Genomic DNA, 14164 nt, shown 5'->3' with positions numbered 1-14164 from the left:
GAAGGTGTGTTTGCCACTTTTACGAATATGGCTTGGATCAAATAGTATGGCATGATAACCCGTCCCTTTTTGACGAATATGTTCAGCATTGAACTCGCCAAATGGAAAAGGTTTATCGAGTTGATTCCGATAAGTTGTCATACTATATGTGCCAAATCTTGACATCTGCATAAAATTGATTCTACCCTTAATACTCATAAATAATGGTATCAAATGGGTAATAAATTGGCGCTGCCATTTGCCTATTTTAGGCATCTTTGCTAATATCGCACTCACGAGGGCTATACTCTCCATAAAAAGCGTTGTTGGTGTTGTGGTAAACCCAATTTAACGCTTTTTATTTTTTACCCAAACCTTTGCAAACTATTGAATAATGATAAATTACGAAATAGGAACGGTGCGCCGTAGCGGTACGATTTGTGATTTAGGGTGCTGCCGAAAAGGAATTTTTGGAAATCTCATCCAAAAGGCTTTGGTATGTATTTACTTCTTACTTCTTGCCTCTGATTTTATTCGTGCTCAAACTGACGACGGACAACGATATGTGGGCCTACAAATGCTAAATTTGAGTTCTGAACCTGATTATGCCCAAGATATTATAGAGCAATCGGTCAACTACGGGTGCAACTTAGTGGTGCTTACCGTCTATTGGGACGAGGTTTATAAAGAATCCACTTCTGTGGCCGATTGGCGACAACCGGACCGACAAATTGAACTTATAACGCGTTTGGGAGCAAAAGTTGGCCTGCGAATCATGGTAGGGAGGAAAAGTGATCGACTTGCGGGATTTTGGACTTCCAAAGAAACCATGAACGATGATTTGGGAAGGCCGCTTTCGGGTGCCTACGGACGCACTTGTTTTAGTTTTGCTCATGCGCCAACGGTGACTAAATCCCAAAGTTTTATCAAAGAAGTGTGTCAACGGTACAATTCGTATCAAAGTCAGGGAAAAATCCTGTACGTGACCTTCGTTAATACTCCCACTCAGGAGTTAGGTTACCATTATGAAACGGAATTGGATGGTGACTATAAAAAAGTATACGCAACTGGCTTTGATTATTCCGCACCGGCTACCGATGCTTTTAAAATTTGGATAGGTCAACAGTACAAACGCGTTAATAAACTCAATTATCTGTGGGGTACTAAGTTCAGTACGTTAAATGATGTAAGACCTCCGGGTACGGCTTACAAGCCCTTGCCTGCCTATCAAACCCGAGCTGGCAAGGATTGGTATTTGTTTACCCACCTTCAGCTTAAAAACTATATCGACCAAAGTATCAGTATCATCAAACAGGTTAATTCATCCTACAAAATTGTGAATGAATTTGGGGCTGTGACAGATGCTCAATCGGCCGTTCGGGGAACCATTGCATTTAAAAGCCTTGACAAAAATGCGGATGGAATAAAAGTACATAACGACCCTTTTTGGAGTCATCGTTTTATTGCCGATGTACTGCGCAGTAATAGCGCAGGGAAATGGATAATGAACGAAACATTTTTTTTCACCGGTTATTCAACGGATGTACTGATTCGGCACTTTAATGATTGTTTTGAAGGTGGTTGCAAAGTGGTTACTATGGTAGCAAGCATCCCTGACCCCAACTTGCGGAATGTGTTTGAGCCGGTAGCATCGCGGTGGCGGAATAGCCCGCTTAGGGAAATAGTACCCCAGATTACTATGAATTATAAAGTTTCTGATGTGCTCGATTCGACAGCTGCCCGTGTGGAAAAAGAATGGGAAATCAAAGCTCCTAAATTCAACCCGGCTTACGTAAATGTGCAGCTGAACGAGGATATTTTAAGTGAAGATTATTGGAAACCTCTATTGGTCAATGTCTATCCGGTGGTCAGTAATCCAATCACGGACAGAGCTGGAAAACCGCGAAAATCATACAGTTATACCCTTCCAAAAGACGTCTTTACCGACCCTGACGGAGACATTGTGAACATTGAAGTAACCGAAAAACCTCAGTGGCTTAGTTTTAGTAACGGTGTTTTTTCGGGGACTATACCTGACCAGTTGGGCGACAATAAAATTACCCTTCGTGCTACCGACGATGAGGGGGCTACGGTACTGACAAACTTTAATTTTAAAGTAACGAACGTAAACGCAAAACCGATTGTCAAACGCACAATACCTGATTTTGAGGCTTATTTAGAGCAATCCATTTATTATCAATTTCAGGGCGATATTTTTGATGATCCGGATGGAGTCATTGCGCGTGTGCAGGCGATTGGGGTACGCCCGTGGATGACCGTAAATTCCAAAGAGTTTTCTGCTTATCCGCAGGAACAAGGCACATTTACCGTCACTTTACGGGGGTATGACGATGATAGTGCTTTTGTGGAAACAGCCTTTAAAGTAAAAGTTATTAACCGTCCGCCGATAGTTAAACAGCTGTTGCCCGAAAAAGTCATTGCGCAAAACAAAGCCTTCAAATTCAAAATTCCGCAAACGTTTTTCAGCGACCCTGACGGGCAAATTACCAAACTAAAAGCCGTTAGATTGCCTTCGTGGCTTACGTTCGATGGTACAGAATTGCGCGGTACACCCACAGAGGTAGGAATATATCGACTGGGTATTCGAGCTTTCGATAACGGTGGGGACTCGGTCGAAACGCCTTTTGTGATTACGGTAGATGTACGCGGGAATCTAAACACGCCTCCTACATTACGCTATCAAATTTCGGATGTACAACTGTTTGTAACCCAGAAATTTTCTTATAAAATACCCGATTCGCTTTTTTACGATACCAATGGCTATGTAGATCGAATCGAGACCCCGAATTTGCCGGCGTGGCTTACCTTTAAAAACAATGAAATTTCGGGATTGGCTACACAAGCAGGCAGTTATACTATCACACTGCGTGCAGTGGATGATGACGAAACTTTCACTTCCACTACATTTAAGATAGAAGTACGTTATGCTGCCATTACTTTTGAGTTGATACAGGCAGGAAAAGCAGGCACCCGACGACTCATTGGTCCGCTTCGGGAAAGAGATGTACTATTGGAGTCTACCATTCCTGATCGCATTACGATATATGCAAACTGCGAGGCTCCGGCTAAGAAAGTTACGTTCAAATTGAGCGGTCCCTATCAAAAAACCGTCACTGCCGAGCGATTTCCGTTTTCGTTATTTGATGAAGAAACGGGTTTTGTACCTATCGTTGGGAGCTATACACTGGAAGCTACCGCTTTTAATGACTCCGTGCAGGTAAGTACCTCCACCATTCATTTTAAAGTTCAAACAACGCAACCCCTGTCTGATTGGGAAGTATATCCCAATCCTTTCGGAGATGTATGTAATATAAAATTGCCCGATACGATAGATGTTAATGCACTGACATTCAAAGTTGTATCCTTGTCGGGACAGGCTTTGCCTCTATTGGAAAAACAAATATTGATTATAGATAAAGTGGCTTATTTGAACTTTACTTCTTCTCGAATTTCCGCCGGAACCTATTTGCTGCAAGTAATTCAAAATGAAATAGTACAGAAAGTCGTTAAAATAGTGAAGCAGTAAATGGTTACTTTTGCAAAGTTTAAAATCCTATTTTACGATTCTATGTTCAAAAATACCAAGTGGTTCTTTGTTGTCATTCTATTTTCAACGTTTTGGAATTGCAAAACCAACACTTCTTCGGAACAAACTACTGAAAGCGAAACCACGAATACGTTGGTCAAAGCACCTGTATTCAGCGGAGATTCTGCGTATGTTTATACTGAAAAGCAGGTCAAATTTGGCCCTCGTGTTCCTAATTCGGCGGCTCATACGCGTTGCGGAGATTATTTAGTGGCTGAATTGAAACGACTCGGTTGCAGTGTGACCGAACAAAAATTTACGGCTACGCACTACGATGGAAGCAAACTCAACGCCCGAAATATCATTGGAAGTATTAATCCTCAGGCTACTAAGCGAATTCTGTTGGCTTCTCACTGGGACAGTCGCCCCGTAGCGGATGAAGATCCTACCAATAAAACGGGTGCCATAGACGGTGCCAACGACGGAGCGAGTGGAGTAGGAGTATTGCTCGAATTGGCCCGAATCATACAACAGGCGGCTCAAAAACCCACAGTAGGTATTGATCTGCTATTTTTTGACGTAGAAGATGGAGGGAATTCTGCCGTGGCTAAAGATAAATTTACGGGTTTTTGTTTGGGCTCTCAGTATTGGGCTGCCAATAAACACATTCCCAATTATTCAGCGTACTACGGCGTACTGTTGGATATGGTGGGAGCAAAAGGGGCTACATTCCCTAAAGAGTCTTTTTCAAACCAATACGCGGGTGAAGTGACGCGCAACCTTTGGAATTTAGCGAGTCAATTAGGCTACAGTTCTTATTTTATTCAACAGGATGGTGCCGCCATTACTGACGATCATTTACCCGTCAACGAAACGGCTAAAATACCGATGGTTGACATTATTCATCTCCAAATGAATAATCCCCAAAAAACTTTTTTTGATGATTGGCACACGCACGAAGATGACATGCGCAACATAGACCCCAATACCCTCAAAGCCGTTGGGCAAACGTTGTTGCAGGCACTGTACCAAGAGCAGTAGTATGTTAGTCCACAGTTTATAGTTTATAGTTTTTTCTCCCCTATGAAAATCCGTTCAACGTTCCCCTTTTTATACTTTACATTTTACCGTGCAGGGATTTTACTTTGCACTTTGCACTTTACATTTTACACCTTCTCCTGTTCTTCTGCCCCCGACCGAATAGGTAACTTGGATTTGGTTAAATGGCGCGGCGACCGTGGTGGTTGTAAGGAGATCAGAAAAACATTGATGGGAGATTTTAGAAAAATCGAAAGCGAAATTCTTGGAAAGCCCATTGACGAAATTGGAGAACTATTTGGAAAGCCGGATATCCATCAGTTGGGGGCTAGGAATCAAAAATTTTACGTCTATTTTTTGGAAAAAGGTGTGCATTGTAACGATATTACCCAAAAATCAGGAGCTCAAAAAGTAATTTTACGATTCAATGCCGTAGGTTTACTCTCCGAAATCACTTTTCAGGCACGACCTTTGTAAGAAAAAGTGGATGAATAAGAGAGACTCAAAGATTTTGTCTGAATTTCATTCACTAATTCACTCATTCACCATTCATTAATTCAGATGCATTTTAAATTCAGCTTTGGGCTCATTTTTACACTTTTAGCAGCTTTTTACACTTCTGCCCAGCATCTGCGGCACAAAGGTACTTTAGGAATTGAGTGTGTAGAAGCTTCTGATTCCTTGTTGCAAACCTTAAAATTTCCGAATACGCAGGGTATTTTGGTAAAAAGTGTTGTACCCAACTTTACCGCTGCCAAATTGGGAATTCAAGTTGATGATATTATCGTTGCAATCAACGAAATGGATTCGCTTGACTTACTTGATTTTAAGAAATTAGAACGAGAACTGAACGAAGAAGAACCCATTGCTATTACTTTCATTCGTGGACGACGCAAGACTCGCGTGGTTGGACAGGTATTGCAGGGTCGCTGGGAGTCCTCATTTGGAGAAGTGGCTTATGGAGAAGTGGGGTATGGTCGGGGTTTTTTACGAACCATTGTGCATAAGCCTTACGGAGCCGCGCGTTTTCCAACGGTGTTCTATTTGCAGGATTATACGTGTGGCTCCATCGACTTTTCCAAGGATTCGTTGTCGCCCATCAAAAAAATGGTAGATGGCTGGGTAAAAGCAGGCTACGCCGTTGTACGAGTTGAAAAACCGGGAGTAGGGGAAAGTGAAGGGACCAAAGATTGCGCTCGTCTCAATTATCTGGAAGAGCTTATGGCTTTTCAAAATGCGCTTGCGTCTCTCAAAAAACTGCCATATATCGACAGTACACAAATTTTTCTTTTTGGACATTCTCTGGGGGGGATTGCAGCCCCTTTGTTGGCGGCAAAAGCGAAATTCAAACCACGGGGCATCATGGTGTATGGTGCGGTAGTAAAGCCTTGGTTTGAGCACATGCTGGATGTGTTTCGGAAACGTCCTGTCTTATACAAAGAACCCCTTCAATCGGTGGAGGTCAATACTCGAATGATTACTCCGTTGCTTTACGAATGGCTGGTGCAGGGGCGAAACGCGAGCGATTTGTTCACAGACCCTGATTTTGAGGCAATTCTTACTTCCAAAGAAAACCCTTTGGCTTATTATAAAGGTACATTTTTTGGCCGCTCTTCGACTTTTTTTTCGGATTTAAATCGCCTGAATTTAGTCCAGACCTGGGCGCAGGCTGCGGTGCCAACCTTGGCCATTTATGGGGAGTTTGACGGGCAGGCCATTAGTTCGGAATCCTCGCAAATGATTGCTCAACTCATCAATGAAGTACGGCCCGGTAAGGGGACGTATAAGTTTTTGAAGGGAACGGATGAATCTCTGATTAAAGTTCAGTCTTTTGAAGAATCCAAACAACTTCGCAAGTCAGGAAAATACATTGAACACGCCCCTCAAAATTTTAATCCGGAAATCGTTGAGATGACCGTCAATTGGATGAAACAGCAGTAAAAAATTACTTACCGGACTGCTTTAGCTTTTGAAGACTTTGATTCATTTTGTTGAGGCTATCCAGAATCATTGTATTTTGTTTCTTCAAGCTGTCAATTTCTTGATGCATCGCATCCATTTTAATAGATAACCGCCCTTCGGGAGATGAATTTTGACCACAGGAAGTCAAGGCTAAAATAAGTGCCAAAACGATAATTTTCATTTATTGAATCATTGAAGTGAAAGACGAAAGTAACCTGTATCTCTTTGTAAATCAAGGAAAAAAGGATAAGTGGCAAATCAACTGAACACATACACCGATATTTCGTTAACTGAATTGGAAGAGATGGTAATCCATCCCGATTCCATTGTGGTGGACGTACGTGAACCTTGGGAGTTTGAGGAATTTAATGTAGGCGGTATCAACATTCCTTTGGCTGATATTCGGGAACGTCGCGCTGAATTACTGCCTTTTCGAAATATCATCGTGGTTTGTACCAACGGTACGCGTTCGCGGGTTGCGGCCAAAGATTACTGCCGCGCCGAATCATTTCTGCAAAAGCAAATTTACCACCTCGAAGGAGGAATATTGGAAGTGGAGTAGTTTGTAGTCCACGGTCGATAGTCCATGGTCAACGGAATTGCCATTATAAAAGTAGTCCACAATTAATATTCCATAACCAGCAGTTCACTGTTCATACACTAACAAATCTATGGACTGCCGACTATTTATTAATCTTCTACGCTGAAAATCCCTTCAAAAACTTTTACGGCAGGTCCAATCAAATAAATGTTGTCGAAAGTACCGTCGGTGTGTGGGACAAATGATACCCGAAGATTGCCTCCTTTGGTCTTGACGCTGATGGGCTCAGCCATTCCTAAACGTTGGTAAGCCATCAATGCACAGGCAGTTACGCCCGTACCGCAGGAATACGTTTCATCTTCTACACCGCGCTCATAAGTGCGTACATAAAGCGATTGTTCACCCAGTACCTGAACAAAGTTAACGTTAGTTCCTCCTTTTGGCCCATACACATCTCCATAACGGATTCTTTTTCCTTCTGCCACTACATCTACTTCTTCGATATTTTCTGAAAAAGTCACATAATGCGGTGAGCCGGTATTGAGAAAATCATCCTTTGCATCCTGTTGGCTGCCGGAAACGTTGCTCATATTGAGAAAAATCTCTTCTTCACAAGCGACGGCTTTGTGCTCTCCGTCTACGGCAATAAAGGTGGTGTTTTCTTCAAAAAGCCCCAAATCCTGAGCAAACCGCACCGTACAGCGCCCGCCATTGCCACACATGCTTCCTTCGCGACCATCGGCGTTGAAATATACCATCCGAAAATCATAGCCTTCGGCATTTCGTAAAAGAATAAGGCCGTCGGCGCCAATACCAAAGCGGCGATGACACAAAAACTCAATCAAAGGCTGACTGACCGGAAATTGTTCGGCACGGTCATCGATCATGATAAAATCATTGCCGGTACCTTGATATTTTGAAAATTTGATGGAAATCGGAAGAGTTGACATTGCGGGGTAATTGTGAATTAGTGAATTGTGAATGAGTGAATTAGCTATCAAATTTCACTGCACAGAAGCGGTTGACGTTTCCGTTATTTGCCGCACGGGCGGCCCCATCATTCACACATTTGCTCAGGTATAAAGAACTCATTTTTTAGAAAGCTCAGACTTACATTCTTAAGTATAAAAAAAGCCGCCTCTGAAGACAGCTTTTTTATAACCGGTCGATAAAAGAGATTATTTTTTCTTCTCTTTAACACGAGCGGCTTTACCTTGTTTGCCACGAAGATAGAACAAACGCGCACGACGTACTTTACCACGACGAACTACTTCGATTTTGTCAATACTTGTTGATAAAATCGGAATAATACGCTCTACACCAACACCATTTGAAATTTTACGAACTGTAAAAGTTTCACCGTTGCTGCCTACATTGCGGCGCTGAATCACAGTTCCGGTAAATACCTGAATCCGTTCTTTAGCACCCTCGATGATTTTAAGGTGAACGTTGATAGTGTCACCTGCTGCGAAAGCAGGGATAGCGTCGCGTCTGCCGGAAAATTCAGAATCTACCAGCTTGATTAACTCATTAGTCATTGTTTTAATCGGAATTGGAGCTTATCTCAGCGGACGGTTTATCGACCGTCATTCAGAAAAGCGAGTTTATCAAAAAAATTTCCCGTAAAAGTAGTCTTTCCTGCGGTGAAATACAACTTATAAGGCCACAAAATCATTGGCTTATGTATCTTTGTCGCTCAAACTACTGACAGCATGACCAAAATTACCGATTATATTCTACAGGCCAATGGGAAAACCTTGTTTTCAATTGAAGTAATCCCGCCGTTGAAAGGAAACAATATCAAGGAGTTGTTGAGCAATATCGAGCCTTTGATGGACTTTAAACCACCGTTTATTGACGTAACCTATCACCGCGAAGAATACATAGAAAGGCCCCAACTGGATGGCTCCATAAAGCAGATTGTGACCCGAAAACGCCCGGGAACGATTGGAATTTGTTCGTCTATCATGCACAAATTTGGCGTAGACGCCGTACCGCACGTGCTCTGCGGAGGATTTACCCGAGAGGAAACCGAAGATTTTCTGATGGATTTGCATTATTTAGGAATTGACAATGTGCTCGCATTGCGCGGTGACCCGGCCAAGCCGTATAAAACCTTCAAACCCAGAACAAACGGACACTCTTACGCTTGCCAATTGGTAGAACAGGTTGCCAACATGAACAAAGGGCAATACCTGCATGAGGAAGCGGACCCCCTTTCTCCAACGGATTTTTGCATTGGAGTGGCGGCTTATCCTGAAAAACACTTTGAAGCCGTGGATTTAGACACTGATGTCGACTATTTAAAGAAAAAAATAGAACACGGTGCCGATTATATCGTGACGCAGATGTTTTTTGATAACAGCAAGTACTTTGAATTTGTGAACCGTTGTCGGGCAGAAGGTATTACCGTTCCCATTATTCCCGGCTTGAAACCGCTTTCTACTAAAAAACAACTGGATATTTTGCCGCGTATTTTTTACCTGCACATGCCGGAAGATTTTGTGAAAACCGTAGAAAGCTGCGAAAATGACGCGCACGCAAAACAAGCCGGGATTGAGTGGTGTACTCAGCAGTGCCGTGAATTGATTGAGTTTGGGGCACCGGTATTGCATTTTTATACGATGGGCAAATCGGATAATATTTATAAGATTGCTTCGCAACTTTTTTAGTACGTCGGAAAATCTACCAATAAAAAAAGCCGCTCTCGAGCGGCTTTTTTTATTAATTACAATTGTTGATTTGTAGTTTGTCGGCAATTGGCAAACCTATTTCTCCCCAATTTTTGTAGCTTTTACTTCTACTTTTGGAGTAGCAGGAGTAAGAACGGGTGTGTGGGCTACGGCTGTTTTTTCTTCTGCAAGATTCGGCATTTCTACGTTTTCATCCTTAATAGGAAGCATTGAAATCATGCGTAAATCAGCAATTGAGAAAATAACTTTAGGCTCCGTATAGTTATCCTGCGTTGGCAACGCAGCCATCATTTGTTCTACAATTTGAGTTTGGGTGCGAACGCTCTTTCCATCTTGAGCTTCAGCGACTTGGCCAAGTGATAAAACACTTAAGGCAGCGATAATCATGAAAGTTTTCATAGTGGTACTTTTTTAAATTTAACGATTTAGTACTTGTTGTTGGCTGTTTTATCATCTGTTTCTTTGATGACGTTGCAAAGGTGCAGCAATAAGGGGACATGGGAAAGTGAAAAAGGATGAAAGGATTTTTTTGCAGGATGAACGGTTGATGAATTTGGATAAAACAGAATATAATTCTAATTTTTACTTAAAATAAGTCATTTGAATTAAAATAATTATACGAAAAATTGATTAAATTACATATAAAACAAAATTTAATTTTGTTTTATATGTAATGATTTTTGAATACTTTGTCTGAAAAAAGTTCTATTGTAAATCCCAAGATGAATAAAATTGAAGAAAATATTGTTTTTGTGATACTTATACTTATTTTCACCGTCGTAAGTAAGATAGCTTCTTTTCTCTCATTCAACTCCCTTTACCTCTATGTCTTCAGGTGTCAAAACGCTTGCTTGGATTCTGCTTATTGGCTGGATAGGCGGATCCACATACTGGCACGTTTGTAAAATCAAACAATTGTGCGACGGGCCTGCGCCTGCAGTCACTGTGCCCGATTATGCTGTTCCCCCGCTCAGTATTATTGATGGGGAAAAACTAAATTTGGTTTCATCGACTAATTTTGGCTTCAAAAAGTCAGTAGCTGATCCAAACTTCGCTAACGTCAAAAAAGAACTGGACTCATTGGCAATCTATCTTAAAGGAAATCTTGATCGTAAAGTGACGATTACCGGTCTGTACTCATCGGTAGAGAAGAATACCGCGTCGTTTGCTGACTTGGGTTTAGCACGGGCTGATGCCATAAAGCAATACCTTATTCAGGGAGGCGTACCGGCCGGGCAACTGGGTACGGCAAGTAAGTTGGTGGATTTGGCTTTTAGTCCCGAAGATTCTACCCATGGAGCAGAATTTGGATTTGACAGCTTATTGATTCCTAAAACCGAGGAAGCACTGGCGGCCGCTGAGAAATACGAAGATGTATTCAAGCCTTTGGATCTTTATTTCAAAACGGGTAGTGCAGAGTATATAAAAACGGCTGACAATCAGAAGTTTTTGGAAGAAGCAAAGAACTATTTAGCTGCCAATAAAGGCAAAAAAATGTCATTGACCGGGCATACAGATAATGTGGGAGCTGATGATAGAAACATGACTTTGTCAGGTACCCGTGCGGCAGGCGTCAAGGCAGCTTTTATAAAATACGGTATTGCAACCGAGCAATTGGTGACCGATGCTAAAGGTGAAACGCAACCCAAAGCCAGCAACGATGTTCCTGAAGGACGCAAGGCAAACCGCAGGGTAAGTATCGTGGTGCAGTAATTATTTTTAATTCACTCATTCAAAACAGAATTTATATGTACGGACATTTTAATCCATTGGAATTCGGCGATGCGTGGTGGCAACATATTTTGATGTTGGTCGTATCGGCTGTACTGGGGTACATTATCGGTTACCTTACTCGGAAAGGTGAAGTCGAAAAATTAGAAGCTGAACTTGCCGCTCTTGACTTCGAAGTAGATGATTGTCAAAAAAGCAAAAAAGTGGCAGTGGCCACAACGCCGCCTCCTGTTGTCATCCCCGAAGCTGTAACGATTTCGGTTCCGACACCTGAGCGGGTAGCGGTAGTCGTGCCGGTTATCCCCGACGATTTGAAAATAGTGGAAGGCATTGGGCCTAAAATTGAGAAATTGCTCAATGATGAAGGGATTTTGACCTTTGCTCAGTTGGCAGCTACGGCTCCTGAACGAATCAAAGAGATATTGGTGGCAGCAGGTACCCGCTTTCAAATGCATGACCCAACAACCTGGCCTGAGCAATCTGCCTTGGCACGCGACGGTAAGTTGGAGGAGTTGAAAGCGTGGCAGGATGAACTCAACAAAGGCCGCAAAGAATAATGGTTTTACTTTCAAACTGAACAATCACCATGATTATATTACAAGTGACTCCTTTGAGTCAAAATTTCTGGAGGGCTGGCTTTGAAGCCATTGCGTTGCTGGCAGTGGCCGCCTATATCGGTTGGTGGCTGGGTCGCCGCACGTTTGCCCTTAAAATGGAAGGGCTTCATGCCGATATTCATGCTCGTCGTATTGAACTTAACGATTGCAAAAAAAGTAAAGTAGCAGTAGCGGCTGCACCTGCACCTAATGTCGTGACGGTGCCGGTAGCGAACATAGCCGCTGTTCCTGTTACCCCTGTGATTGCCGATGATCTTAAAATAGTGGAAGGCATTGGGCCAAAAATTGAAGGATTGCTCAATGACGAGGGAATTATAACTTTTGCGCAATTGGCATCAACGGCACCCGAACGTATCAAAGAAATATTACATGCTGCCGGTCCACGGTTTCAGATCCATGACTCGAGTACGTGGCCGCAGCAGTCTGCTCTTGCCCGCGACAGCAAATGGGAAGAGCTGAAAAAATGGCAGGACGAATTGAATAAGGGGCGATTGGAATAGTTTATGGTTTGCAGTTTACTGTAAAAAAGCTCCGTTCTATTCGGAGCTTTTTTTGTGATTTGAACTTTCACTTTAAGAGAATAATTTCCTGTAAAGTCCGTACATCAGGCGGTTATCTTTATGTATATGGTTGTGAATAGCCCAAATTGTCCCGGCTAATAGGAAAAGCCACAAGGCCAAGGCGATGGGGTATTTGACAGCGTAAGTAGTGATGCCTATGATCATAAAACTACTCAGCGTTGCCCAACCGTTGGTATTACCACTCATGCGAGAGAAAGTGATGGCTTGCTCTACCAACAAAGGACGGTAAATGGAGAAAAACAAACCGTTGAAAAATAGAGCGACGGTGGTAATTGCGTAGAAAATAAGTAGTTCATCATTCATTATCCCTGCTATTTCAGCCACTGCCACCGTAATTATAAAATCAATCAAAATAGGAATTGTTATCAATTGAGCGAAAACTTTATAGACGTTTTTGGGAGTTTTAAGGTGTGTATTGAGCCAGATTTCTCGGTAAAACCCGAATAAATTATTGGCATAGTAAGTAAACACAATCAGAGGACAAAGATAAAGCATCCAAACAAAGTCAAAACCACTGCCAAACGTCCCTTTTTGGGCAACTTGAAGTATAAAATACGTAAAAAATACCTTCATGGCCGTTTGTATTAAAAACAAGGTGCGGGTTTTGTTGTTTTTTATAAATGCCAAATATACAGGCGATTTTCCTCCTAATTGCAGTGTGAATTTTTCTAAAAAATTGGACTGATTGGAGGCTCCAACGCTTTGTTTTTCAAGGTTAAGAGCCAAAATCAATTGCCAGAGAAAAATTGTCAACCCAAAACTAAGTTGGCGATAACTATTGAAATCACCAATGGTAAACAATACTCCGCCAATGACGGCAAACGATGACCATCCCAACCAGAGTACCTTCTTGTTTCGGTGACTGCCTTCCAGTAAAGCCTTGAAATTTTGAAGTGTTATGAAAACGGTAAAAAACAGCAGCAGAGAAGTTATAAAATCAAGGTTGGTATAGGCAGTAGATAGGAGATTGATAATCACAAAATTGCCTAAAATGCCCAAATGAGTTGGTTTTAGCAGATCATAAAGGAAATTGATGGCCTAACGTTGATTAAAGCCGATAGGGTACGCTTTGGAAACAATCTTAGCGCGGTACTCGTACGAAGGGAAGAAATAAAGCAATACCATAAACCCGCAAAAAAAGAGGTTGATGCCTTTGATAAGGTCTGCCACGCTTAGTTTGGCAGTATCAGAATCTGCCAACTTGTCCATTAAAAAACCAATCGTAACACCGTTGAACAGAAAAAACAGAACGTATAAAATAGTGAGCACAAAGCCGATGGTAGAGTCTGCGTTGGTAAACTTGGCTTTGAATTTCCGACCAATGGCAAAGAGGAGAATTTTCCACATAGTAACGGTTTGGTACTGGAACACTAAGTTATGGCAATCATTAAAGGTCTCATCATGAGCACTTCTTCGAGCGAATAGATACGTTTTGTCAAGCCTTGTTTCATAGCAGGCGATATTTTTTTGTATTT

General features: G+C 42.1%; 16 protein-coding genes. 9 read left to right on the top strand and 7 right to left on the bottom strand.

Annotated elements, in window-relative coordinates; translation table 11 throughout:
* A partial coding sequence (locus tag Q0081_RS12925) for a hypothetical protein (protein WP_298353851.1) occupies window positions 1–294 on the bottom strand: 294 nt, incomplete at its 3' end.
* Between the two features lie 79 nt (window positions 295–373).
* Between Q0081_RS12925 and Q0081_RS12920 the strand changes: the two genes are divergently transcribed.
* The 4 genes from Q0081_RS12920 (at window position 374) to Q0081_RS12905 (ending at window position 6505) form a co-directional block, all read left to right on the top strand.
* On the top strand, window positions 374–3526 hold the full coding sequence (locus Q0081_RS12920; protein ID WP_298353848.1) for a putative Ig domain-containing protein: 3153 nt from the start codon (window positions 374–376) through the stop codon (window positions 3524–3526).
* A 42-nt stretch (window positions 3527–3568) separates the two neighbouring features.
* Window positions 3569–4567, top strand: coding sequence for a M28 family peptidase (locus tag Q0081_RS12915; protein ID WP_298353853.1), 999 nt, complete (start codon window positions 3569–3571; stop codon window positions 4565–4567).
* A 42-nt stretch (window positions 4568–4609) separates the two neighbouring features.
* Window positions 4610–5041 carry a hypothetical protein gene (locus Q0081_RS12910; protein ID WP_298353845.1) on the top strand — a complete coding sequence of 144 codons (432 nt, stop codon included), beginning with the start codon at window positions 4610–4612 and terminating at the stop codon, window positions 5039–5041.
* 84 nt (window positions 5042–5125) lie between these two features.
* Window positions 5126–6505: an alpha/beta fold hydrolase gene (locus Q0081_RS12905; RefSeq protein WP_298353843.1), complete on the top strand. Its 1380-nt coding sequence runs from the start codon at window positions 5126–5128 to the stop codon at window positions 6503–6505.
* A gap of 4 nt (window positions 6506–6509) precedes the next feature.
* Here Q0081_RS12905 and Q0081_RS12900 read toward each other — a convergent pair whose 3' ends face one another.
* On the bottom strand, window positions 6510–6707 hold the full coding sequence (locus tag Q0081_RS12900; RefSeq protein WP_298353841.1) for a hypothetical protein: 198 nt from the start codon (window positions 6705–6707) through the stop codon (window positions 6510–6512).
* Window positions 6708–6776: 69 nt separating this feature from the next.
* Between Q0081_RS12900 and Q0081_RS12895 the strand changes: the two genes are divergently transcribed.
* On the top strand, window positions 6777–7088 hold the full coding sequence (locus Q0081_RS12895; RefSeq protein WP_298353838.1) for a rhodanese-like domain-containing protein: 312 nt from the start codon (window positions 6777–6779) through the stop codon (window positions 7086–7088).
* A 128-nt stretch (window positions 7089–7216) separates the two neighbouring features.
* Here the strand turns inward: Q0081_RS12895 and dapF are convergent, their stop codons facing one another.
* On the bottom strand, window positions 7217–8017 hold the full coding sequence (gene dapF, locus Q0081_RS12890) for a diaminopimelate epimerase (RefSeq protein WP_298353834.1): 801 nt from the start codon (window positions 8015–8017) through the stop codon (window positions 7217–7219).
* Between the two features lie 228 nt (window positions 8018–8245).
* Window positions 8246–8605: a 50S ribosomal protein L19 gene (gene rplS / locus Q0081_RS12885; RefSeq protein WP_298353831.1), complete on the bottom strand. Its 360-nt coding sequence runs from the start codon at window positions 8603–8605 to the stop codon at window positions 8246–8248.
* A gap of 174 nt (window positions 8606–8779) precedes the next feature.
* Here rplS and metF point away from each other — a divergent pair, with 174 nt between their 5' ends.
* Window positions 8780–9739, top strand: coding sequence for a methylenetetrahydrofolate reductase [NAD(P)H] (gene metF / locus Q0081_RS12880; RefSeq protein ID WP_298353828.1), 960 nt, complete (start codon window positions 8780–8782; stop codon window positions 9737–9739).
* A gap of 96 nt (window positions 9740–9835) precedes the next feature.
* Here the strand turns inward: metF and Q0081_RS12875 are convergent, their stop codons facing one another.
* A complete protein-coding gene (locus Q0081_RS12875; RefSeq protein ID WP_298353826.1) occupies window positions 9836–10159 on the bottom strand; it encodes a hypothetical protein in 324 nt (107 codons plus the stop codon).
* A 426-nt stretch (window positions 10160–10585) separates the two neighbouring features.
* Here Q0081_RS12875 and Q0081_RS12870 point away from each other — a divergent pair, with 426 nt between their 5' ends.
* The 3 genes from Q0081_RS12870 to Q0081_RS12860 are packed head-to-tail and all read left to right on the top strand — an operon-like array spanning window position 10586 to window position 12608.
* Window positions 10586–11473, top strand: a complete 888-nt coding sequence (locus Q0081_RS12870; RefSeq protein WP_298353824.1) for an OmpA family protein — start codon at window positions 10586–10588, stop codon at window positions 11471–11473.
* A 35-nt stretch (window positions 11474–11508) separates the two neighbouring features.
* Complete coding sequence (locus Q0081_RS12865) at window positions 11509–12048, top strand: hypothetical protein (RefSeq protein ID WP_298353821.1); 540 nt, start codon at window positions 11509–11511, stop codon at window positions 12046–12048.
* A gap of 29 nt (window positions 12049–12077) precedes the next feature.
* Window positions 12078–12608, top strand: coding sequence for a hypothetical protein (locus tag Q0081_RS12860; RefSeq protein ID WP_298353818.1), 531 nt, complete (start codon window positions 12078–12080; stop codon window positions 12606–12608).
* A gap of 72 nt (window positions 12609–12680) precedes the next feature.
* On the opposite strand, the gene Q0081_RS12855 is transcribed toward Q0081_RS12860, so the two are convergent.
* Both Q0081_RS12855 and Q0081_RS12850 read right to left on the bottom strand, forming a co-directional pair.
* Window positions 12681–13667, bottom strand: coding sequence for a hypothetical protein (locus Q0081_RS12855; protein ID WP_298353815.1), 987 nt, complete (start codon window positions 13665–13667; stop codon window positions 12681–12683).
* A 60-nt stretch (window positions 13668–13727) separates the two neighbouring features.
* Window positions 13728–14036, bottom strand: coding sequence for a hypothetical protein (locus Q0081_RS12850; RefSeq protein WP_298353812.1), 309 nt, complete (start codon window positions 14034–14036; stop codon window positions 13728–13730).
* Window positions 14037–14164 lie beyond the last annotated feature (128 nt).

This window comes from Runella sp., from assembly GCF_027484545.1.
Classification (GTDB): domain Bacteria; phylum Bacteroidota; class Bacteroidia; order Cytophagales; family Spirosomataceae; genus Runella.
Note: the sequence above shows the minus strand (reverse complement) of the source record. Positions and strands in the feature narration are given on the sequence as shown.

Excerpts from the sequence above, each read along its gene's own strand:
- Q0081_RS12920 (WP_298353848.1), top strand. The coding sequence starts at position 374 with ATGATAAATTACGAAATAGGAACGGTGCGCCGTAGCGGTACGATTTGT.
- Q0081_RS12915 (WP_298353853.1), top strand. The coding sequence starts at position 3,569 with ATGTTCAAAAATACCAAGTGGTTCTTTGTTGTCATTCTATTTTCAACG.
- Q0081_RS12910 (WP_298353845.1), top strand. The coding sequence starts at position 4,610 with ATGAAAATCCGTTCAACGTTCCCCTTTTTATACTTTACATTTTACCGT.
- Q0081_RS12905 (WP_298353843.1), top strand. The coding sequence starts at position 5,126 with ATGCATTTTAAATTCAGCTTTGGGCTCATTTTTACACTTTTAGCAGCT.
- Q0081_RS12900 (WP_298353841.1), bottom strand. The coding sequence starts at position 6,707 with ATGAAAATTATCGTTTTGGCACTTATTTTAGCCTTGACTTCCTGTGGT.
- dapF (WP_298353834.1), bottom strand. The coding sequence starts at position 8,017 with ATGTCAACTCTTCCGATTTCCATCAAATTTTCAAAATATCAAGGTACC.
- rplS (WP_298353831.1), bottom strand. The coding sequence starts at position 8,605 with ATGACTAATGAGTTAATCAAGCTGGTAGATTCTGAATTTTCCGGCAGA.
- metF (WP_298353828.1), top strand. The coding sequence starts at position 8,780 with ATGACCAAAATTACCGATTATATTCTACAGGCCAATGGGAAAACCTTG.
- Q0081_RS12875 (WP_298353826.1), bottom strand. The coding sequence starts at position 10,159 with ATGAAAACTTTCATGATTATCGCTGCCTTAAGTGTTTTATCACTTGGC.
- Q0081_RS12870 (WP_298353824.1), top strand. The coding sequence starts at position 10,586 with ATGTCTTCAGGTGTCAAAACGCTTGCTTGGATTCTGCTTATTGGCTGG.
- Q0081_RS12865 (WP_298353821.1), top strand. The coding sequence starts at position 11,509 with ATGTACGGACATTTTAATCCATTGGAATTCGGCGATGCGTGGTGGCAA.
- Q0081_RS12860 (WP_298353818.1), top strand. The coding sequence starts at position 12,078 with ATGATTATATTACAAGTGACTCCTTTGAGTCAAAATTTCTGGAGGGCT.
- Q0081_RS12850 (WP_298353812.1), bottom strand. The coding sequence starts at position 14,036 with ATGTGGAAAATTCTCCTCTTTGCCATTGGTCGGAAATTCAAAGCCAAG.